20 protein-coding genes are annotated in these 20,260 nt (G+C 55.7%); 3 read left to right on the forward strand and 17 right to left on the reverse strand.

The genetic code is table 11. The features are described 5' to 3' along the window. Window positions 1–32 precede the first annotated feature (32 nt). The 12 genes from atpD to mnmG all read right to left on the reverse strand — a co-directional run bounded on the left by atpD (window position 33) and on the right by mnmG (window position 11,063). Window positions 33–1,412 (reverse strand): F0F1 ATP synthase subunit beta, encoded by a 1,380-nt coding sequence (gene atpD / locus ACA063_RS29155; protein WP_150630634.1) that lies wholly within the window; start codon window positions 1,410–1,412, stop codon window positions 33–35. Between the two features lie 27 nt (window positions 1,413–1,439). Next, entirely contained in the window at window positions 1,440–2,300 is an 861-nt protein-coding gene (gene atpG, locus ACA063_RS29160) for a F0F1 ATP synthase subunit gamma (protein WP_150582364.1), read from the reverse strand. Between the two features lie 50 nt (window positions 2,301–2,350). After that, window positions 2,351–3,895, reverse strand: coding sequence for a F0F1 ATP synthase subunit alpha (gene atpA / locus ACA063_RS29165; protein WP_008155713.1), 1,545 nt, complete (start codon window positions 3,893–3,895; stop codon window positions 2,351–2,353). Window positions 3,896–3,916: 21 nt separating this feature from the next. Then, a complete protein-coding gene (locus tag ACA063_RS29170; RefSeq protein ID WP_059403768.1) occupies window positions 3,917–4,453 on the reverse strand; it encodes a F0F1 ATP synthase subunit delta in 537 nt (178 codons plus the stop codon). Between the two features lie 12 nt (window positions 4,454–4,465). Beyond that, the gene (locus ACA063_RS29175; RefSeq protein ID WP_008027535.1) at window positions 4,466–4,936 is read right to left on the reverse strand and encodes a F0F1 ATP synthase subunit B; all 471 of its coding nucleotides are present in this window, start codon (window positions 4,934–4,936) and stop codon (window positions 4,466–4,468) included. Window positions 4,937–4,992: 56 nt separating this feature from the next. Then, window positions 4,993–5,250, reverse strand: a complete 258-nt coding sequence (gene atpE, locus ACA063_RS29180) for a F0F1 ATP synthase subunit C (protein ID WP_002555987.1) — start codon at window positions 5,248–5,250, stop codon at window positions 4,993–4,995. Window positions 5,251–5,383: 133 nt separating this feature from the next. Continuing rightward, the gene (gene atpB / locus ACA063_RS29185) at window positions 5,384–6,253 is read right to left on the reverse strand and encodes a F0F1 ATP synthase subunit A (RefSeq protein ID WP_162437614.1); all 870 of its coding nucleotides are present in this window, start codon (window positions 6,251–6,253) and stop codon (window positions 5,384–5,386) included. Window positions 6,254–6,269: 16 nt separating this feature from the next. Further along, on the reverse strand, window positions 6,270–6,677 hold the full coding sequence (locus tag ACA063_RS29190) for a F0F1 ATP synthase subunit I (protein WP_162437613.1): 408 nt from the start codon (window positions 6,675–6,677) through the stop codon (window positions 6,270–6,272). Between the two features lie 148 nt (window positions 6,678–6,825). Beyond that, the gene (locus ACA063_RS29195) at window positions 6,826–7,698 is read right to left on the reverse strand and encodes a ParB/RepB/Spo0J family partition protein (RefSeq protein WP_497664299.1); all 873 of its coding nucleotides are present in this window, start codon (window positions 7,696–7,698) and stop codon (window positions 6,826–6,828) included. A gap of 9 nt (window positions 7,699–7,707) precedes the next feature. Then, a complete protein-coding gene (locus ACA063_RS29200; RefSeq protein ID WP_497664300.1) occupies window positions 7,708–8,505 on the reverse strand; it encodes a ParA family protein in 798 nt (265 codons plus the stop codon). Window positions 8,506–8,523: 18 nt separating this feature from the next. Continuing rightward, window positions 8,524–9,168, reverse strand: a complete 645-nt coding sequence (gene rsmG / locus ACA063_RS29205; RefSeq protein WP_497664301.1) for a 16S rRNA (guanine(527)-N(7))-methyltransferase RsmG — start codon at window positions 9,166–9,168, stop codon at window positions 8,524–8,526. Then, window positions 9,165–11,063, reverse strand: a complete 1,899-nt coding sequence (mnmG, locus tag ACA063_RS29210; protein ID WP_497664302.1) for a tRNA uridine-5-carboxymethylaminomethyl(34) synthesis enzyme MnmG — start codon at window positions 11,061–11,063, stop codon at window positions 9,165–9,167. The genes rsmG and mnmG overlap by 4 nt, the downstream gene beginning before the upstream one ends. 592 nt (window positions 11,064–11,655) lie before the next feature. Between mnmG and ACA063_RS29215 the strand changes: the two genes are divergently transcribed. From ACA063_RS29215 to ACA063_RS29225, 3 genes are all read left to right on the forward strand, one after another. Then, window positions 11,656–12,162: a sigma-70 family RNA polymerase sigma factor gene (locus ACA063_RS29215; protein ID WP_497664303.1), complete on the forward strand. Its 507-nt coding sequence runs from the start codon at window positions 11,656–11,658 to the stop codon at window positions 12,160–12,162. Further along, window positions 12,162–13,109 (forward strand): FecR domain-containing protein, encoded by a 948-nt coding sequence (locus tag ACA063_RS29220; protein WP_497664304.1) that lies wholly within the window; start codon window positions 12,162–12,164, stop codon window positions 13,107–13,109. Before ACA063_RS29215 ends, ACA063_RS29220 begins: the two co-directional genes overlap by 1 nt. 119 nt (window positions 13,110–13,228) lie before the next feature. Continuing rightward, window positions 13,229–15,664 carry a TonB-dependent siderophore receptor gene (locus ACA063_RS29225; RefSeq protein WP_497664305.1) on the forward strand — a complete coding sequence of 812 codons (2,436 nt, stop codon included), beginning with the start codon at window positions 13,229–13,231 and terminating at the stop codon, window positions 15,662–15,664. A 101-nt stretch (window positions 15,665–15,765) separates the two neighbouring features. On the opposite strand, the gene mnmE is transcribed toward ACA063_RS29225, so the two are convergent. The 5 genes from mnmE to rpmH form a co-directional block, all read right to left on the reverse strand. Further along, window positions 15,766–17,136 (reverse strand): tRNA uridine-5-carboxymethylaminomethyl(34) synthesis GTPase MnmE, encoded by a 1,371-nt coding sequence (mnmE, locus tag ACA063_RS29230; protein WP_497664306.1) that lies wholly within the window; start codon window positions 17,134–17,136, stop codon window positions 15,766–15,768. 79 nt (window positions 17,137–17,215) lie between these two features. After that, entirely contained in the window at window positions 17,216–18,901 is a 1,686-nt protein-coding gene (gene yidC, locus ACA063_RS29235) for a membrane protein insertase YidC (protein ID WP_162437607.1), read from the reverse strand. Between the two features lie 2 nt (window positions 18,902–18,903). Further along, window positions 18,904–19,149, reverse strand: coding sequence for a membrane protein insertion efficiency factor YidD (gene yidD / locus ACA063_RS29240; protein WP_052966011.1), 246 nt, complete (start codon window positions 19,147–19,149; stop codon window positions 18,904–18,906). Beyond that, entirely contained in the window at window positions 19,142–19,543 is a 402-nt protein-coding gene (gene rnpA, locus ACA063_RS29245; RefSeq protein ID WP_202027651.1) for a ribonuclease P protein component, read from the reverse strand. Before rnpA ends, yidD begins: the two co-directional genes overlap by 8 nt. Before the next feature lie 16 nt (window positions 19,544–19,559). Further along, window positions 19,560–19,694, reverse strand: a complete 135-nt coding sequence (gene rpmH, locus ACA063_RS29250) for a 50S ribosomal protein L34 (RefSeq protein ID WP_003213577.1) — start codon at window positions 19,692–19,694, stop codon at window positions 19,560–19,562. Between the last annotated feature and the right edge of the window lie 566 nt (window positions 19,695–20,260).

The raw sequence follows: 20,260 nt of genomic DNA on the forward strand, positions 1-20,260 counted from the left end.
CCTAAATTAGCGCCCGTTGCCGGGCGCCGGGATTACAGTTTCTTGGCTTTCTCGATCGCTTCTTCGATGCCGCCGACCATGTAGAACGCTTGTTCTGGCAGGTGGTCGTAGTCACCGTTGAGGATGCCTTTGAAGCCAGCAATGGTGTCTTTCAGGGAAACGTATTTACCCGAAGCACCGGTGAAGACTTCAGCCACGAAGAACGGCTGCGACAAGAAACGCTGGATCTTACGAGCACGGTTTACCAACTGCTTGTCGGTTTCCGACAGCTCGTCCATACCCAGGATCGCAATGATGTCCTTCAGTTCTTTGTAACGCTGCAGAACATACTGTACGCCGCGAGCGGTGTCGTAGTGGTCCTGGCCGATTACGTTCGGATCCAGCTGGCGCGAAGTCGAGTCGAGTGGATCGACCGCTGGGTAGATACCCAGGGAAGCGATGTCACGGGACAGAACGACGGTGGCGTCCAAGTGGGCGAAAGTGGTCGCTGGCGACGGGTCAGTCAAGTCATCCGCAGGTACGTATACCGCTTGGATCGAGGTGATCGAACCGTTTTTGGTCGAAGTGATACGCTCTTGCAGAGTACCCATCTCTTCGGCCAGGGTCGGCTGGTAACCTACTGCGGAAGGCATACGGCCCAGCAGTGCGGATACTTCAGTACCGGCCAGGGTGTAACGATAGATGTTGTCGACGAACAGCAGAACGTCGTTACCTTCGTCACGGAACTTCTCGGCCATGGTCAGGCCGGTCAGTGCTACGCGCAGACGGTTACCCGGCGGCTCGTTCATCTGACCGTAAACCAGTGCCACTTTGTCCAGAACGTTGGAATCCTTCATCTCGTGGTAGAAGTCGTTACCCTCACGAGTACGCTCACCCACGCCGGCGAACACGGAATAACCGCTGTGCTCGATGGCGATGTTACGGATCAGTTCCATCATGTTTACGGTTTTGCCTACACCGGCACCACCGAACAGACCTACTTTACCGCCCTTGGCGAACGGGCAAACCAGGTCGATAACCTTGATGCCGGTTTCCAGCAGGTCGTTGCCGCCCGCTTGTTCAGCGAAGGTTGGCGCAGGACGGTGAATGCCCCAGCGCTCTTCGGTGTCGATCGGGCCAGCTTCGTCGATCGGGTTGCCCAGAACGTCCATGATCCGGCCCAGTGTCGCTTTACCGACTGGTACGGAGATGGCTGCGCCGGAGTCGGTGACTTCCAGACCGCGCTTCAAGCCCTCGGTGGAACCCATCGCAATGGTACGTACCACGCCGTCGCCCAGCTGCTGCTGAACTTCCAGGGTGGTGCCTGCATCGCTTTTTACACTCAAAGCGTTGTAGATGCTCGGTACGCTGTCGCGTGGAAATTCCACGTCGATAACGGCGCCGATGATTTGAACGATACGTCCGCTACTCATAGCTGGATCCTCTGAATATTTGAACCGTTAAACCGCGGCAGCGCCGCCGACGATTTCCGAGATCTCTTGGGTGATCGCAGCCTGACGCGCCTTGTTGTAGACCAGCTGCAAATCGCTGATCAAATCACCGGCGTTGTCGGTAGCGTTCTTCATCGCGATCATCCGCGCAGCTTGTTCAGCCGCGTTGTTCTCGACCACCGCCTGGTAGACCTGCGACTCCACGTAACGGACCATCAAGCCGTCAAGCAGCTCTTTGGCGTCCGGTTCGTACAGATAATCCCAGTGGTGCTTGAGTTCCTGTTCCGGGGTTGCCACCAATGGAATCAACTGCTCCACGGTAGGCTGTTGCGTCATGGTGTTGATGAACTTGTTGGACACCACGGACAGGCGGTCAATACGGCCGTCCAGGTAGGCATCCAGCATCACCTTGACGCTGCCGATCAGGTCATTGATCGACGGCTCTTCACCCAGGTGGCTGATAGCTGCTACGACGTTACCGCCGAAGTTGCGGAAGAAAGCCGCACCCTTGCTACCAACTACACACAGATCGATCTCGACGCCGTTTTCGCGGTTTACCGCCATGTCCTTGACCAGAGCCTTGAACAGGTTGGTGTTCAAGCCACCACACAGACCACGGTCACTGCTCACCACAACATAACCGACGCGCTTTACTTCACGGTCGAGCATGAACGGGTGGCGATATTCCGGGTTGGCGTTGGCCAGATGGCCAATAACCTGGCGGATGCGCTCCGCGTAAGGACGGCTAGCAGCCATGCGCATTTGTGCCTTGCGCATTTTACTGACCGCCACTTTTTCCATGGCGCTGGTAATCTTTTGCGTGCTTTTGATGCTCGCAATCTTACTGCGAATCTCTTTTGCGCCTGCCATGTAACACCTATCAGGTTAGCAAGCGGGAGCCTCGCGGCTCCCGCTGCGGCTTACCAGGTTTGGGTGGCCTTGAACTTCTCGATACCGGCTTTCATGCCAGCGTCGATTTCGTCATTGAAGTCACCCTTCACGTTGATCTTCGCCATCAAATCGGCGTGATCGCGGTTGAAGAAAGCAATCAGCGCTTGTTCGAAGCTGCCGATCTTGGCGATTTCAACGTCAGTCAGGAACCCACGCTCAGCGGCATACAGCGACAGCGCCATGTCAGCGATCGACATTGGTGCGTATTGCTTCTGCTTCATCAGCTCGGTAACGCGCTGACCATGCTCAAGTTGCTTACGGGTCGCTTCGTCCAGGTCAGAAGCAAACTGGGCGAATGCCGCCAGTTCACGGTACTGAGCCAGAGCGGTACGGATACCACCGGAGAGCTTCTTGATGATCTTGGTCTGAGCGGCACCACCCACACGGGATACCGAAACACCGGCGTTCACAGCAGGACGGATCCCGGAGTTGAACATGGCCGATTCCAGGAAGATCTGACCGTCGGTGATCGAAATCACGTTGGTCGGAACGAACGCGGAAACGTCGCCAGCCTGGGTTTCAATGATCGGCAGTGCGGTCAGGGAACCGGTTTTGCCGGTCACTGCGCCGTTGGTGAACTTCTCTACGTATTCTTCCGAAACGCGGGATGCGCGCTCCAGCAGACGGGAGTGGAGATAGAACACGTCGCCTGGGTAAGCTTCACGGCCTGGTGGACGGCGCAGCAGCAGGGAAATCTGGCGGTAAGCCACTGCTTGCTTGGACAGATCGTCATAAACGATCAGCGCGTCTTCACCGCGGTCGCGGAAGAATTCACCCATGGTGCAACCGGAGTACGGGGCCAGGAACTGCAGTGCTGCAGATTCCGAAGCGCTCGCGGCAACGACGATGGTGTTAGCCAGTGCGCCGTTTTCTTCCAGCTTGCGAACCACGTTAGCGATGGTCGATTGTTTCTGACCGATAGCTACGTAGACGCAGAAAATGCCGCTGTTTTTCTGGTTGATGATCGCGTCGATCGCCAGAGCGGTTTTACCGATCTGACGGTCACCGATGATCAGCTCACGCTGGCCACGGCCGACAGGAATCATGGCATCGACAGCCTTGTAGCCAGTCTGTACAGGCTGGTCTACCGACTTACGCCAGATCACGCCTGGAGCAACTTTCTCGACCGCGTCGGTCTCGGTGTTGTTCAGCGGACCTTTGCCGTCAACTGGGTTACCCAGTGCGTCGACTACGCGACCCAGCAGTTCCTTACCAACCGGAACTTCGAGGATGCGGCCGGTGCACTTGGCGCTCATGCCTTCAGCCAGAGACTGGTAGGAGCCCAATACTACGGCACCTACGGAGTCTTGCTCCAGGTTGAGAGCCATACCGAAGACGCCGCCCGGAAACTCGATCATCTCGCCGTACATAACGTCGGCCAGACCGTGAATCCGCACGATACCGTCAGATACGCTGACGACAGTGCCTTCGTTACGGGCTTGGGAGGTCACATCGAGCTTGTCGATGCGGCCCTTGATAATTTCACTTATTTCGGAAGGATTGAGTTGCTGCATTGCTCTGCTGCCCCTTCAAACTCAAGATTTCAATGCTTCGGCAAGGCTCGCGAGTTTGCCGCGAACCGAGCCATCGATAACCAGGTCGCCGGCGCGGATGACAATGCCCCCAATAAGGGATTTGTCTTCCTCGACTTGCAGGCGCACTTCCCGGTTGAGTCGTGCACTGAGAACCTTGGCGAGTTTGTCTTGCTGTTCTTGGTTCAATGCAAAAGCACTGGTCACTTCAACGTCTACCGATTTCTCTTGTTCGGCCTTGTACAGGTCGAACAGAGCGGATATCTCCGGCAAAAGCGGGAGACGGTCGTTTTCGGCAACGACGTGAATGAAGTTCTGTGCCTTGGCATCAAACTTGTCGCCGCACACGTCAATAAACGTGGCGGCCTTGTCTGCGCTCGTCAGTCGCGGGGCCTTGAGCACGCGCTGCATGGTGTCGTCTTGCGACACTGCTGCAGCCAGGCCGAGCATGGCTGACCAAGAGGCCAGTTGCTGGTGGGCCTGGGCGTGCTCGAAGGCTGCCTTAGCGTAAGGTCGGGCCAACGTGGTCAATTCTGCCATGATCGCCCTCGCTTAAATTTCAGCAGCCAGTTTGTTTACCAGCTCCGCGTGCGCGTTTTGATCGATTGTGGCACCCAGGATCTTCTCGGCGCCGCCAACGGCCAGTGCACCCAATTGGGCACGCAGCGCGTCTTTGACACTGTTCAGTTCCTGCTCGATCTCGGCCTGAGCCTGAACCTTCACACGGTCAGCGTCGATACGGGCTTTTTCAACAGCCTCTTCAACGATTTGGTTACCGCGTTTCTTGGCTTGCTCAATGATTTCGGCTGCCTGAGCTTTTGCTTCGCGCAGTTGCTGACCCGCTTTATCTTGGGCCAGCTCCAGGTCGCGAGCTGCTCGGGCGGCAGCGTCCAGTCCATCCGCGATCTTCTTCTGACGTTCGTGCAAAGCCGCGATGACCGGAGGCCACACGAACTTCATGCAAAACAGTACAAAAATGAAGAACGCAACGGACTGGCCAATCAGGGTTGCATTAATGTTCACGCCAACACCTCGCTCGTTCGTTGCACATCACACCAATTACTCGAAGGTTCGAGTAATTAGCCAGCGAGTTGACCAACGAATGGGTTCGCGAAAGTGAAGAACAGAGCGATACCAACACCGATCATGGTCACGGCGTCGAGCAGACCGGCGACGATGAACATTTTAACTTGCAGCATTGGAACCATTTCTGGTTGACGCGCTGCGCCTTCCAGGAACTTGCCGCCCAACAGGCCGAAACCAATTGCGGTACCCAGTGCGCCCAGGCCGATCAACAGTGCAACAGCGATAGCGGTTAGACCAACTACAGTTTCCATCTTTCCTCCCGACTTTTACGTCGTATGGTTTAGGTTTTTTAGATTTTAAAGCGGTAAAACAAATCGTTTCATAGCCCTGTTCGGGCACCCACCCGTTTGACCGGGTGGGACATCAGACTAGTCGAGACTGGTCTTAATGGTTCTCTTCGTGCGCCATCGACAGGTAGACGATGGTCAACATCATGAAGATAAACGCCTGCAGGGTGATGATCAGGATGTGGAACACAGCCCACGCCCACTGCAGTACTACGCCCAGGCCGCTAAGCCAGAGCAGACCGCTGCCGAACATCACAGCAATCAGAATGAAGACCAGCTCGCCGGCGTACATGTTGCCGAACAGACGCAGTGCCAGGGAGATAGGCTTGGCGATCAGCGTCACGAACTCCAGCAGGAAGTTCACCGGGATCAGCAGGGCTTGAAGGAAAATATTCTTGCTGCCGAACGGGTGCAGGGTCAGTTCGCCGATGAAGCCGCCGATGCCCTTGACCTTGATGCTGTAGAAAATGATCAACGCGAACACCGACAGGGCCATGCCCAGGGTAGCGTTCGGGTCAGTGGTCGATACGGCACGGAATGGAATGTGCGCATCACCAGTGATCAGGATGGCCAGCTGAGGAATCCAGTCGACCGGGATCAGGTCGACGGCGTTCATCAGGAAGACCCAGACGAAGATGGTCAGTGCCAGCGGTGCAATCACCGGGCTACGGCCATGGAAGCTGTCTTTCACGCTGCCATCGACGAATTCGACCAATACTTCAACGAAGTTTTGCAAAGCACCAGGTTGACCGGATGTCGCTTTCTTTGCCGCCATGCGGAAAAGAAGAACGAAAATCAGACCCAACGCGACCGACCAGCCGAGTGTATCGACGTGGAAAGCCCAGAAGCCCATTTCTTTGGCTTCTGCTGCGGTGTGGGCAAAACCCCACCCGCCAGTTGGGTGCTGACCGAAGGTCAGGTTCTGCAAGTGGTGCTGGATATAGCCCGAAGCGGTTGTCTCTGCCATGGTTGCCTCAAACGCCCTAAGGTCTCGAAAGTCTTGTTCTCATCAGCAGGGGCGCGAACCAGCTGACCAGTTGGGTCAACACGAAGACGCCGAATACAGCTAGCGGCGCCAATGGCTTCACACCTGCGAACGTCAATGCAAAGAGCACTGCCGTCAAAATCAGTTTGCCCGCCTCACCGGCATAAAAAGACCGGACGATGGCTTGGGCTGCTCGGGCGCCGGAAAACCGAAATGCCCTGTGAGCGAAATAAACATTGGGCAGCAAGGCTATCAGGCCTCCGCAAAGTCCTGAGTACCCGGCTACGACTCCATGCCAGTACCAGAGCGCCAAAGCGGCCAGCACCAAAACGACAAATTGAGCCAGTAAGACCGGAAAAACTGCCAGGCGATGGAACGGCAAGCGGTTTGGCGTGCGTCTTTCCATCACTATTGCTCTCCAATGGTCGGCTGCCAGAATTCAATAACTTGGCATAATTTGTGCCGACAAAATGCGCGCAGAGTATAGGGGCGGTTCTGCCCCTATTCAACTGTCAGGTAGTGATTTCCGACTGCACGCTACATGAGGAAATGTTTCAGCGAATGTGTGCGAGCACACCCTGAAGCTCATCGAGGGAGTTGTAACCAATCACCAACTGCCCCTTCCCCTTCTTTCCGTGTCGGATCTGCACCGCAGAGCCTAGGCGCTCGGCCAGGCGCTGCTCGAGTCGGGCGATATCCGGGTCCGGTTTAACCGGTTCGGCAGGCTCTTGTTTGCCACTCAACCACTGGCGAACCAGTGCCTCAGTCTGGCGCACAGTCAGCCCCCGTGCGACAACATGTCGCGCCCCTTCAACCTGTTGATTGTCAGGCAAACCGAGCAAAGCACGTGCGTGACCCATTTCCAGGTCACCGTGCGACAGCATGGTTTTTATAACTTCAGGCAACGCGATCAAGCGTAGCAGGTTGGCCACGGTTACGCGGGACTTGCCCACTGCTTCCGCAACCTGTTGCTGTGTCAGCTGGAATTCGTGCTGCAGTCGCTGCAGAGCGACCGCTTCCTCGATCGGATTGAGATCCTCACGCTGAATGTTCTCGATCAGCGCCATCGCGATAGCGGTTTCGTCCGGCACATCGCGGACCATGGCCGGAATGGTTTCCTGGCCAGCCTGCTGGCTTGCGCGCCAACGGCGTTCACCGGCAATGATTTCGAAGCGGCCACCGCCAATCGGGCGTACCACAATCGGCTGCATGACGCCCTGGGCCTTGATCGACTGCGCCAGTTCTTCCAGCGCTTGAGGGTCCATGTCTCGACGCGGCTGGTACTTCCCGCGCTGGATCAGGTCCAGCGGCAGGTGCTGCAGCTCACGCTGGTCTGCCTGCACCGCCTGCTCTTCCAGCGAACTGACAGTAGGACCACTCAGCAGTGCATCCAGTCCACGTCCGAGACCTCGTTTCTTGACGGCCATGGGAATTCCTTAAGTTGCCTGAGCGGCGGCGGTGCGTGAGTTTTTGCGTTGGCGGCGAACCATCTCGCCCGCCAATGCCAGGTAGGCAATGGCGCCTCGCGAAGACTTGTCGTAAACCAGCGCCGGCATGCCGTAGCTTGGCGCTTCAGCCAGGCGGATGTTGCGCGGAATCACGGTGTCGTAAAGCTGATCGCCGAAGTGTTCCTTGAGCTGCGCAGAAACATCGTTCATCAGGCTCAGTCGCGGATCGTACATAGTCCGCAAGAGGCCTTCGACCTTCAGATTCGGGTTCAGCAGCTCAGCAATACGCTTGATGTTATCCACAAGGTCGCTCAGGCCTTCGAGTGCAAAGTACTCGCACTGCATGGGGATAATGACCCCGTCAGCGGCCACCAGAGCGTTGAGTGTCAGCATCGAGAGCGAAGGAGGGCAATCGATCAGAATGTAATCGTAGTTTTCACGGATCGGCGCCAGCGCACTGCGCAAACGGCTTTCCTTCATCTGCATTTCCAGCAGAACCACTTCTGCGGCGGTCAGGTCACGGTTGGCCGGCAACAGCTGGTAGCCACCGTGCTCGGAGTAATGCATGGCCTGAGCCAGATCGCATTCACCGATCAACAGGTCGTAGACCGAGTTTTCCAGGCCGTGTTTATCCACACCGCTACCCATGGTGGCGTTGCCCTGTGGATCGAGATCGATCAACAGCACCCGGCGCTTGGTAGCAACCAGGGATGCTGCGAGGTTGATGCAGGTGGTGGTTTTACCCACACCACCCTTTTGGTTCGCAATCGCGAATACCTTAGCCATTCTTGCTTTTGTTCCCAATCATGCCGTGCGGCGCAGTATCAGCAGATGGCGTTGGCCTTGGCAACCAGGTACGGCCAGGGCGTGTTCGCTATCGAGGTGGAAGTCTGCCGGCAATGCTACCAGCTCATCGGCCGGATGAACGCCCTTCATTGCCAGCCAACGCGTATCGTTATCGCCGAGGTGACGAGTCCAGTTGGTGAAATTCTCCATGCTGCTGAATGCCCGGGAGATGATCCCGTTGAAGGGCTGTGCAGGCTGGAAGGATTCCACGCGACTGTGGATAACTTGCAAGTTATCCCGTTTGAGTTCGAGTTTGACCTGGGTGAGGAAGCGGGTTTTCTTGCCGTTGCTGTCCAGGCAGGTCACCTGGGATTCCGGGAACAGGATGGCCAACGGAATGCCCGGCATGCCGCCGCCGCTACCCACGTCCAGCCATCGACCGTTTTCGACAAACGACATCACGCTGAGACTGTCGAGCAAGTGCCGGGAGACCATTTCGTCCGGATCGCGGACGGCGGTCAGGTTGTAAGCCTTGTTCCATTTGATCAACAGGGCCAGATAGCCCAGCAACTGAGCGTGCTGGGACTCTGTCAGGGTGACACCGAGCTGGCGAGCACCTGTGGATAACTCTTCGGCGTGTTGCGAGGTGACCAACGAACTCAAGCGCTTTGCTCCAACTGACGGCCCGCGCCGCGTTTTTTCAAATGAATCATCAACAGCGAAATGGCTGCAGGAGTCACACCCGGAATACGCGAAGCCTGACCGAGAGTCTCTGGACGCGTAGCGCCGAGCTTGCTCTGGATCTCTTTCGAGAGGCCGGAAATGTTCGTGTAATCGATATCCACAGGCAATTTCGTGTCTTCACTGGCGCGCAGGCGAGCGATTTCATCCTGTTGACGATCGATATAGCCGGCGTACTTGGTCTTGATTTCGACCTGTTCAGCGACTTGTGGATCTTCTGCGCCTCCACCTGTCACGGCGATCAGACCAGCGTAGTCAATTTCCGGACGGCTCAGCAGATTGAGCAAATTGTATTCGTGGGTCAGCGGCGTTCCGAACTTCACGGAAATCGCATCGCCCTGCTCGGTACCTGGGCGAACCCAGGTACTTTTCAGACGTTGTTCTTCCAGCGTGATGCTTTCACGTTTGGTGCAGAAAGCAGCCCAACGCGCGTCATCGACCAGACCCAGCTCCCGACCTTTTTCGGTCAACCGCAGGTCCGCGTTGTCTTCACGCAGGATCAGGCGGTACTCGGCACGGGAAGTGAACATCCGGTACGGCTCTTGAGTGCCGAGGGTAATCAGGTCGTCAACCAGCACGCCGATGTACGCCTCGTCTCGACGCGGACACCAGGCGTCTTTGCCCTGTGCACGCAGCGCAGCATTGGCTCCGGCCAATAATCCTTGGGCACCGGCTTCTTCGTAACCGGTCGTCCCGTTGATTTGGCCAGCGAAGAACAAACCGCCAATCACCTTGGTTTCCAGGCTGTATTTCAGGTCACGCGGATCGAAATAATCGTACTCGATGGCATAGCCCGGCCGCACGATGTGCGCGTTTTCCATACCGCGGATCGACTGCACGATCTGCAATTGCACGTCGAACGGCAAAGAGGTGGAGATCCCGTTCGGGTACAGCTCGTTGGTCGTAAGTCCTTCCGGCTCGATGAAGACCTGGTGGCTCTCCTTGTCGGCAAAGCGATGGATCTTGTCTTCGATCGACGGGCAGTACCGAGGGCCAATGCCTTCGATCAGCCCTGCATCGGAATACATCGGCGAGCGGTCGAGGTTGGCGGCGATGATCTCGTGTGTACGGGCGTTGGTGTGGGTAATCCAGCAGCTCACCTGTTTGGGGTGTTGCTCCTTGGAGCCCATGAACGACATCACCGGGATAGGCGTATCGCCCGCTTGCTCGGTCATCACCGAGAAATCCACGGAACGACCGTCGATACGCGGTGGTGTACCGGTTTTCAAACGACCGACGCGCAAGGGCAATTCGCGCAAACGGTGAGCCAGAGCGATTGAGGGCGGATCGCCGGCACGGCCGCCGGAAAAATTCTGCATCCCGATGTGGATAAGTCCACCGAGGAACGTGCCGGTGGTCAACACCACTGAATCGGCGAAGAAACGGAGACCCATTTGGGTCACTACGCCGCGCACCTGTTCCTGCTCAACGATCAGGTCGTCGGCAGCTTGCTGAAATATCCACAGGTTGGGCTGATTTTCCAGTGCTTCGCGGACAGCGGCCTTGTAGAGAACCCGATCTGCCTGAGCGCGAGTGGCTCGTACGGCTGGTCCTTTACGGCTGTTCAAGACGCGAAACTGGATGCCGCCTTTATCGGTAGCCATGGCCATCGCGCCGCCCAGGGCATCGATTTCCTTGACCAGATGGCTTTTGCCAATCCCACCAATAGCGGGGTTGCAGCTCATGGCACCGAGGGTTTCCACGTTATGCGTCAGCAACAGGGTTTTAGCCCCCATACGTGCTGAGGCCAGTGCTGCCTCGGTACCGGCATGACCGCCGCCGATGACGATCACTTCAAAACGGGAAGGGAAATCCACCACGCACCTCGTGCCTGCTTCAGTTAGGTAATCAGGAATAGTTTGAGCTCAGGTTTTAGGACCTGGTCGACAAGTATAGGGACTTCGCCCTTCCTAAAGAACCCTTTGCACAAAATTTAACCAGCTGTGGAGAAGTCGGGATAATAGAAATTAAAAAGAGAGAAATTTATTAAATCTTTGTTTTTATGTTTATTTCTACTGAGGCTATTTTCTGTGGATAGATCTCTACAGGCCTTTATTATCAATATGTACAGAGGTTCAAAACCCTGTGTTCATGTGCCAATGAGTGCGTTGGATAACCGGTGTAAGCCTGTGGATTAAAGAGGTGGTTATCCACAGGGGTGGTTATATCCAGTTTTCAGGCCCTGTTATCAACTGCCCTTAGTGATGGTTATTCACAGGGCTTAATCCACAGAAATTGGCCAATCAGCTAAATCTCGGGCACAGAAAATTCGCCCTACGGTGTCATGGCGACTCATAAGCAGTTAATAAAATGGCCATCGAGCAGTCGATGCCTGGTAGCGGGACGCTATTGTGAGAAGGCGAAACAAAAGCTAATAATAGCCATTATCATTAACTCACCTATTCCACTATGCCCTTACCCTTTGATACGGCGGCAGTTCAGCAGATCTACGAGCAGCACCATTCCTGGTTGTATGGGTGGCTCAAGGGAAAGCTGCACGACGCTTGCGATGCTGCAGATGTTGCGCACGACACCTTCGTGCGCATCCTGGGAGCCAGAAATGCCGCACGGATTCGCGAGCCGAGAGACTATTTGGCGACAGTGGCGCGTGGGCTGGTGATCGACCGCTATCGCCGGCGCGCAATTGAAGTGGCGTATCTGGAATCGGTTGCTTCTCGTCCCGATGCCACCGCGATCAGTGAAGAGGATAAAGCCCTTATCATCGAAACCCTGATAGCTGTGGATAAAGCCCTGACAGGCTTGGGCGCAAGAGCGAAACGTATCTTCATGCTTTCACAGATCGACGGCCTGACTTATCAACAGATTGCTCTGGAGTTGGAGGTGTCGCTGACGACGGTAAAGAAACAAATGATTCGCGCTCTCACGGAATGTTCTCTGATTTTGGCGAGCGCATGATGTCAGTCGTCCCCGATCGAAAAATCTTCGAAGCTGCGGCCAGTTGGTACGTGCAGTTTGAAATAGAACCGCCTTCGCAGGCCCAACAGCAGGCCTGGCAGCATTGGGTCGAGAGCAATCCGGCGCATTTGGCAGCCTGGAACCAGATGGAGCAAATGCAACGACATCTGGGCGCCTTGCCTAAAGACCTTACCCGGCGCGCGCTTTCCTCGACCCAACATCGCCGCCAGGTGCTCAAGCTGTTACTTCTACTCGCCGGCACCGGATACGTTGGCTGGAACGTCCAGCGATACACCGCGCTGGGAACTGTATGGGCCGACTACGCCACTAAAGTCGGTCAACGAAAAAAGATAGAGCTCGCCGACGGGACCAGTCTGTACCTCAACACTCATACGGCAGCGGATGTCCTGTTCGATGGCCAGCAACGACTGATTCGTTTGCGCGCGGGAGAGATTCTCGTACGCACGGGCAAATCCGGAGATCCTCGTCCGTTTTTCGTCGAAACCCAGGAAGGCCGCATACAGGCACTGGGAACGCAGTTTTCGGTTCATCAATTGTCGGGGTCGACACGTGTCGGTGTATTGGAGGACCGCGTCAGCATTCAACCGGGTGATCAAACCACGAGTCCACGCATCCTGCGAGCTGGCGAAGGCGTCGATTTCGACAGCGCCAGTATCGGCGTGACTCGCCCATATCGCTTATCGGAAGCGGCCTGGATCAATGGTCAACTGATTGTCCTTAATGCATTTTTGGGCGATGTCATTCGAGAGTTGGGACGCTATCGCCCAGGGATCCTGCAATGTGATCCGCCCTCCTCGAGGTTACGTGTCTCCGGTACCTTTCGACTGGATTCCACGGACGCGGTACTGGCGAACCTACAGGCTTCACTCCCTATTCGCGTGCGTTATTTCACACGCTATTGGGTCTCGATCAGCCATGTCGTTTGATGTGCCCGAAGCCTCAAGAAAATAAATGCATGCCGGGGTTATCTTTTTTTAACCTGACACGGCCCTACAGGTAATCGCGATCAACGCGGCTCTTTGCCACCTTCAGGGCTTGATTTCCCATGCGACTTCCTACGTTTCGAAAGCGCTTTTCCCACCACTGCATTGCCTACAGCTTGTTGATGACCAGCGCGGCGAGTTGCGTGCTGGTCACCAGCAGTGCAGTTGCGGCCAGTGCCATTCAGCGCTACGCGATCGCCGCCGGTCCACTGGACAACGCATTGAGCCAGTTTGCCTCGGCAGCCAATGTGATCCTGTCGTTCTCGCCGCAACAAACAGCTCAATTGCGCACGCAAGGGCTGGTGGGAAGCTATTCCATCGAACAGGGTTTCTCATTTCTGCTGCAGGGCTCAGGATTACAGGCAGTACCCCAAGCTGCGGGCAGTTACATTTTGCAGCCGGTTTCCGACGCTGATTCGCTGGTACTCGGCGCTACAAACATCAATGCCACGCAACCGAATGAAATGAACCTGGATTACGCGGCGGATGTTGGTTACAACGCGAAGAACAGCCGGGTTGGCACCAAAACCAGCACCCCTTTGTCTGAAACTCCGCGTTCCGTCTCGGTGGTGACCAGCCAACGCATCAAGGATCAAAAATCCCAGACACTCACGGATGTACTCGGGTACGTACCGGGGATCTTCGCGCCACCGTTTGCTGCTGGCGATAGCCTTGCCGGAGACCTTTTCTTCATCCGCGGCTTTAATGCAACCGACTATGGCTATGGCCTGTTGCGCGATGGCTTGCGGGTGCAGGGCAATCGGTATGACACCAGTACAGAGCCTTATGGGCTGGAACGGGTCGAGATATTTCGCGGCCCGTCCTCTTTGCTGTATGGCGAAAACGCGCCAGGCGGATTGGTCAATCTCGTGAGCAAACGCCCGACTGCGGCCCCTCAGGGCGAAGTGCAGCTCAGCTACGGCTCCAACAACCGTCGTCAATTAGGCGTCGATGTCTCCGGGCCACTGAACGACAGCGGAAACATCCTCGGGCGAGTCGTGATGCTGGGACGCAACGCCGATACGCAAACCGATCACGTACCGGATGATCGGCTGTATATCGCTCCTTCGCTGACGCTCAACTTTGACGACTTCAATACGCTGACCCTGCTGGCCAATTACCAGAAGGATCACACCAACATGGAGCTCGGCCTGCCAGCAGCCGGGACGTTGCTTACCAACCCGAACGGCAAGTTATCCAAGGACACCATGCTCGGTGACCCGGACTGGAATACGTTCGAGCGGGAAACCTGGAGCACCGGATATGAATTTACCCACAGCTTCAACGACGATTGGCAGTTCCGGCAGAACTCGCGCTATATGCAGTCGCGAATAACCCGCCACGAAACCTGGCCGGGTAACCTGAACAACGCAGGATTTGGCACGCGCCTGAACGTGACGGCCTATGATCGTTTCAATAAGTCGATGGTGTACTCGCTGGATAACCAGTTGGAAGGGAAATTCCAGGTGGGTGAGATGGAGAACACGGTGTTGTTCGGTGGCAGCTTCGACCGTACCTCATTCAATCAGGACTGGAATGCCGGTTTCGTGGGTCCTATCGATATCTACAATCCCGTCTACCTGCGCGATCCTCTGACGCCGATTGCGGTGCAAAACACGTTGCTGGAACAGCAGATGAAAGGTGTTTATGCGCAGATCCAAAGCAAGTACGACCATTGGCTGTTCCTCCTGGGTGGTCGTCAGGATTGGGTCGACAGTGATTTCCGCGACAAAGTCGCCTCGGCCAGCAACATCAGTTCTGAAGACAAGAAATTCACCTACCAGGGTGGCGTGATGTACCAGTTCGACAACGGCTTGACGCCCTATGTGAGCTATTCCACAGCGTTCGTTCCGGTGCAGCAGATTTCCAACTCGGGAGCGCCGCTGGACCCGATCACCAGCAGCCAATATGAAGTGGGCCTGAAGTACGAACCTATCGGTTGGGACACCGCCATCACCGCCTCGGTGTATGACTTGCGTAAAAAGGACGACACCTACTTCGATGCCACTACCTCGACTTATCGCCAAGTGGGCGAGAGCCGTTCCAAAGGTGTGGAACTGGAGCTCAATAGCAATTTGACGCCCAACCTGAACGTGACGGCGGCTTACACCTATACCGATGCGCGAATCACCAAAGACGCGGCCAATTCATTGGTCAAAGATCATCAGATGACGGGTGTACCGCGCAACCAGGCTTCTGTCTGGGCGAAGTACCGCTTCCTCGAAAGCAGCCTCAAAGGACTCTACGTCGGAGGGGGTGTGCGTTATTTCGACAGTGCGTTCGCGTACACCTCGCCTTCACTCTACGGAAAGCTTGATGCGGGTGACGTGACGTTGGTGGATGCCGCGATCGGTTATCAGCTCGATCGCAACTGGACGTTCGACGTGAATGCGAAAAACCTGTTCGACAAGGAATACGTTTCTGGCTGTAACGATGCAGGCCGTTGCTACTGGGGTGAAAGCCGGACGCTATTGGGCTCGGTGTCCTATAACTGGTAACGAAACGTGGGCTGTGGATAAGTTACCAACAGCACCTCCGGAATTTGCCAGCGAAGAGCAATTGTATTCGCCTTCGCTGGCAGGTCTGGTTCCCGTATTGGTTACTTGCCGATACAGAAACTGGAAAAAATCCGGCCCAGCAAATCATCGGAGCTGAAGGCACCGGTGATTTCTCCCAAGGAATGTTGCGCCTGTCGCAAATCTTCCGCCAACAGCTCACCTGCCCCCGCCAGCGTCAACTGTGCGCGCCCGTGTTCAAGCGATGCACTTGCATGGCGCAACGCCTCAAGGTGACGCCGGCGAGCGCTGAAGCTGCTTTCCGAGGTCTGCTCATAGCCCATGCAAGCCTTGAGATGATCGCGCAGCAGTTCCAGCCCTGCACCTGCGGACTTGGCACTCAAGCTAATAGTGACGTGGCCATCTTCGCTGACTTCCAGGGCAATAGGCTCGCCGGTCAGGTCCGCCTTGTTGCGAATCAAGGTGACCTTGGCGGGATCTGGGCGAACTTCCAGAAATTCCGGCCATAACGCGAAAGGATCGAGCGCTTCCGGTGCGGTGGCGTCTACGACCAGCAGCACTCGATCTGCTTCACCAATGGCTTTCAATGCCCGTTCCACACCGATTTTTTCCACATGATCGTCGGTGTCGCGCAAACCTGCAGTGTCGACGACATGCAGCGGCATGCCATCGATGTGGATATGTTCGCGAAGGATATCCCGGGTGGTCCCGGCAATCTCTGTGACGATGGCAGCTTCGCGGCCGGCCAGGGCATTAAGAAGACTGGATTTCCCTGCGTTCGGTCGGCCGGCAATCACAACCGTCATCCCGTCCCGAAGCAACGCACCCTGGCCGGCTTCACGCAGCACTGTGGATAACTCATCCCGTACTTTATCGAGCATGCTGAGGACATGACCATCGGCCAGGAAATCGATTTCCTCTTCTGGGAAGTCGATTGCCGCTTCCACGTAAATCCTTAAGCCGATCAATTGCTCGGTCAAGTTATGCACACGTTCTGAAAATGCGCCTTGCAAGGAACGCAGTGCATTCCGGGCAGCCTGTGCAGAACTGGCCTCGATCAAGTCGGCGATCGCCTCGGCCTGGGCCAGGTCGAGCTTGTCGTTAAGGAATGCACGTTCGCTGAATTCACCCGGTCGAGCCAACCGGCAGCCCAGTTCCAGGCAACGCTTGAGCAGCATGTCCAGAACCACGGGGCCGCCGTGTCCCTGAAGCTCAAGCACATCTTCACCGGTAAATGAGTTTGGACCCGGGAAATACAGCGCAATCCCTTGGTCCAGTACTTCTTCGTCGTTACCCAGAAACGCACCGTAATGGGCGAATCGAGGTTTAAGTTCACGGCCGCTGAAGGCTTTGGCCGCGACACTGGCCAGCGGTCCTGAAATTCGGACGATGCCCACACCACCGCGACCTTGTGCGGTGGCGACAGCAGCGATGGTTTCACGAGGAACGCTCATAAACCGATATCCAGACAAAAGTGACAGATAGCAAAACGCCCCACTAGGGGGCGTTCTGAGTGGTTATCCACAGTGTAAATCAGGCAGCTGCTTTAGTAGCCGCTTCGACTTTACGCGTGATGTACCACTGTTGGGCGATGGACAGGCAGTTGTTCACTACCCAGTACAGCACCAGACCAGCCGGGAACCACAGGAAGAAGAAGGTGAAGATGATTGGCATCAGCTTCATCACCTTGGCCTGCATCGGATCCGGAGGTGTCGGGTTCAACTGCTGCTGGATGAACATGGTTGCGCCCATGATGATCGGCAGAATGAAGAACGGATCCTTGATCGACAGGTCAGTAATCCACAGCATGAACGGCGCTTGGCGCATTTCAACGCTTTCCAGCAGAACCCAGTACAGCGAGAGGAAAACCGGCATCTGCACGAGGATTGGCAAGCAACCACCCAGCGGATTGATCTTCTCTTTCTTGTACAGCTCCATCATGGCTTGCGACATTTTCTGCCGGTCGTCGCCATGTTGCTCTTTCAGCGCGGCCAGTTTCGGTGCCACTGCGCGCATGCGGGCCATGGATTTGTAGCTGGCAGCCGACAACGGGAAGAAGATCCCTTTGATCAGCATGGTCAGGAAAATGATCGACCAACCCCAGTTACCCACCAGCGCGTGGATGTGTTGCAGCAACCAGAAGATAGGTTGGGCAATGAACCACAAGATGCCGTAGTCGACCGTCAGTTCCAGACCTGGGGACAACTCTTTCAGTACAGCCTGGCTTTTCGGGCCGGCATACAGAACGGCACTGGTTTCAGCTTTGGCACCTGGCGCGACGGTAATCGACGGACCGGTGTAGCCAATGATGTAGTTGCCTTTGCTGTCTTTACGGGTCTGGACGATGTTGTTTTCGCCCTTGGCTGGAATCCAAGCAGTCACGAAGTAGTGCTGCAACCAGGCAACCCAACCCCCGCTGACGGTTTCTTTCAGCTGAGCCTTGTCCATGTCCTTCATGGACACTTTCTTGTACGGCTCGTTACTTGTCCACAGGGCTGCACCCAGGTATGTCGCGGTACCGGTGGCCGTTGTGGAAGATGGATCCGCGCTCGCGTCACGTTTCAGCTGAGCGAACATCGCGCCAGACCAAGGCTGAGCGCTTTCGTTGTCGATCAGGTAGGAAACGGTTACGTCGTACAGGCCACGTTTCACAGTGAAACGCTTGATGTAGTTGACGCCGTCCTTGCTGAACTTAAGGTCCACGACCAATTGGTCCTGTCCGTCAGCCAGCTGGTAAACCTTCTTCTCCGAGGAATAAACCGGACGGCCGGCAGGACTTGCGTCCGGGCCGTTGGTGCCGATCAAACCGCTTTGAGCCAGATAAGTACGTTCGTTGCCGTTATCGAACAACTGGAACGGAATTTCCGGATGATCCTGGCGACGGGGATACAGCGGCAGAGTCAGCTGGGCAACATCACCACCTTGTGGATCGATTGCCAGATCAAGTACGTCCGTTTTGATACGGATGAGATCTTTGCTAACAGCTACTGGCGTTTCAGCAGGTGCCGTTGCACTGGCATCGCTTGTGGCGCGTGGAATGTCGTCACTGACAGAAGCATTATTGCCAGTCGCCGTATCCGGTAGGCCCGGTGCGGTAGTACTGGAAGCAACATTCTGAGTCGGCAGGGCAGTTTGACCGTAGTCCTGGTTCCATTTAAGGACCATAACGTAGGCCACGATTGCCAGGGCGACGATCAGGATCGTGCGTTTGATATCCATGATTACTCGGCCATCGAAGAAGAACGGGAGGTAGGGATAGATGGAACCGGGTCATAACCACCGGGATTCCACGGATGACAGCGACCTAAACGACGAAAGGTCAGCCAGCCACCGCGCAGAAGGCCATGATTTTCTATGGCTTCATACGCGTAGCAGGAACAACTGGGGTAGAAACGACAGTGACTGGCCATCAGAGGACTAATGGCATAGCGATAAAACTGGATCGGAACGAGTGCCAGTTTACGCATCGGTACTGTCTACCCCTACAGTTTCGGTTTTGACTGCTGGTACCGGCGTGCTGCGTGCCAGACGCTTCCAGAGTTTGCCGAAATGCTGAATCAATTCGGGGTTTTCTACGTCACCCAAACCTTTGCGCGCGACGATAACTATGTCCCAGCCGACCAGTGAATCCTGGTGCAGACGGAACGATTCGCGCATCAGACGTTTGAGGCGATTGCGCTCGACGGAGAGCTTTACGCTCTTTTTCCCGATAACCAGCCCGAGACGGGGGTGATCAAGATCGTTGTTGCGCGCAAGGAGCAGGAGATTTTTCCCCGGAACCTTGCCGGTAGGGGAGTCAAAGACTGCCTTGAAATGCCGGGGGGTAAGCAGACGCTTTTCCCGACTGAAGTCCTGACTCACCTCCAGTGCCGGCTTATCAAACTGCCAGACGCGCACGACCTTTGGCGCGACGACGCGACAGAACGGCGCGACCGTTTTTGGTAGCCATACGAGCACGGAAGCCGTGAGTACGAGCGCGTTTGATAGTGCTTGGTTGGAAAGTACGTTTCATTGTCGTGTTACCTGGTTCGTCCACAACGGGCCGGAATGGCCCCCGTTTTAAGAGACCGGGGATTCTAGAGAAAGCAAGCCTCTAGGTCAATTTCCAACCAGCGTTTCCTTATAAATAGATCTCAGGACGTTTTGCTGATCACCAGGCCTCGGTAGATATAGAAATAAAGAAGGAAAGTATTTAAAGCTCTTTTGTAAAGCTTATAAAAGCTAGGGGCACCGTTATCTGTGGATAACTGCCACCAGCCCTTTAAATGCCTGATGTACAGAGAATGACAACTACCGTGGTAAACGGTGGTAACCCTGTGCTGCACTGTCGGATAAGCTGTGTGTGAAAGGCGGAGTTATCCACAGGCAGGTTATCCACCGAGTTTCCCCCCTACTTGTACAACGACCTTAGGGGCGGTTATCCACAGAGCTTATGCACAGACCGCTTGTCGCCTTTTTTCCGCATAAAGCGTTGATTGCTATTGGAAGCTGAGCAACCTACGTGTGGATAAGTCGGCGTCTGGCCGCTACAATGGCCGCTTGTTTTTGCCTCACCGGCTTTCAACTTAGGGGATATCC

It is taken from the genome of Pseudomonas sp. LBUM1643, from assembly GCF_059716215.1.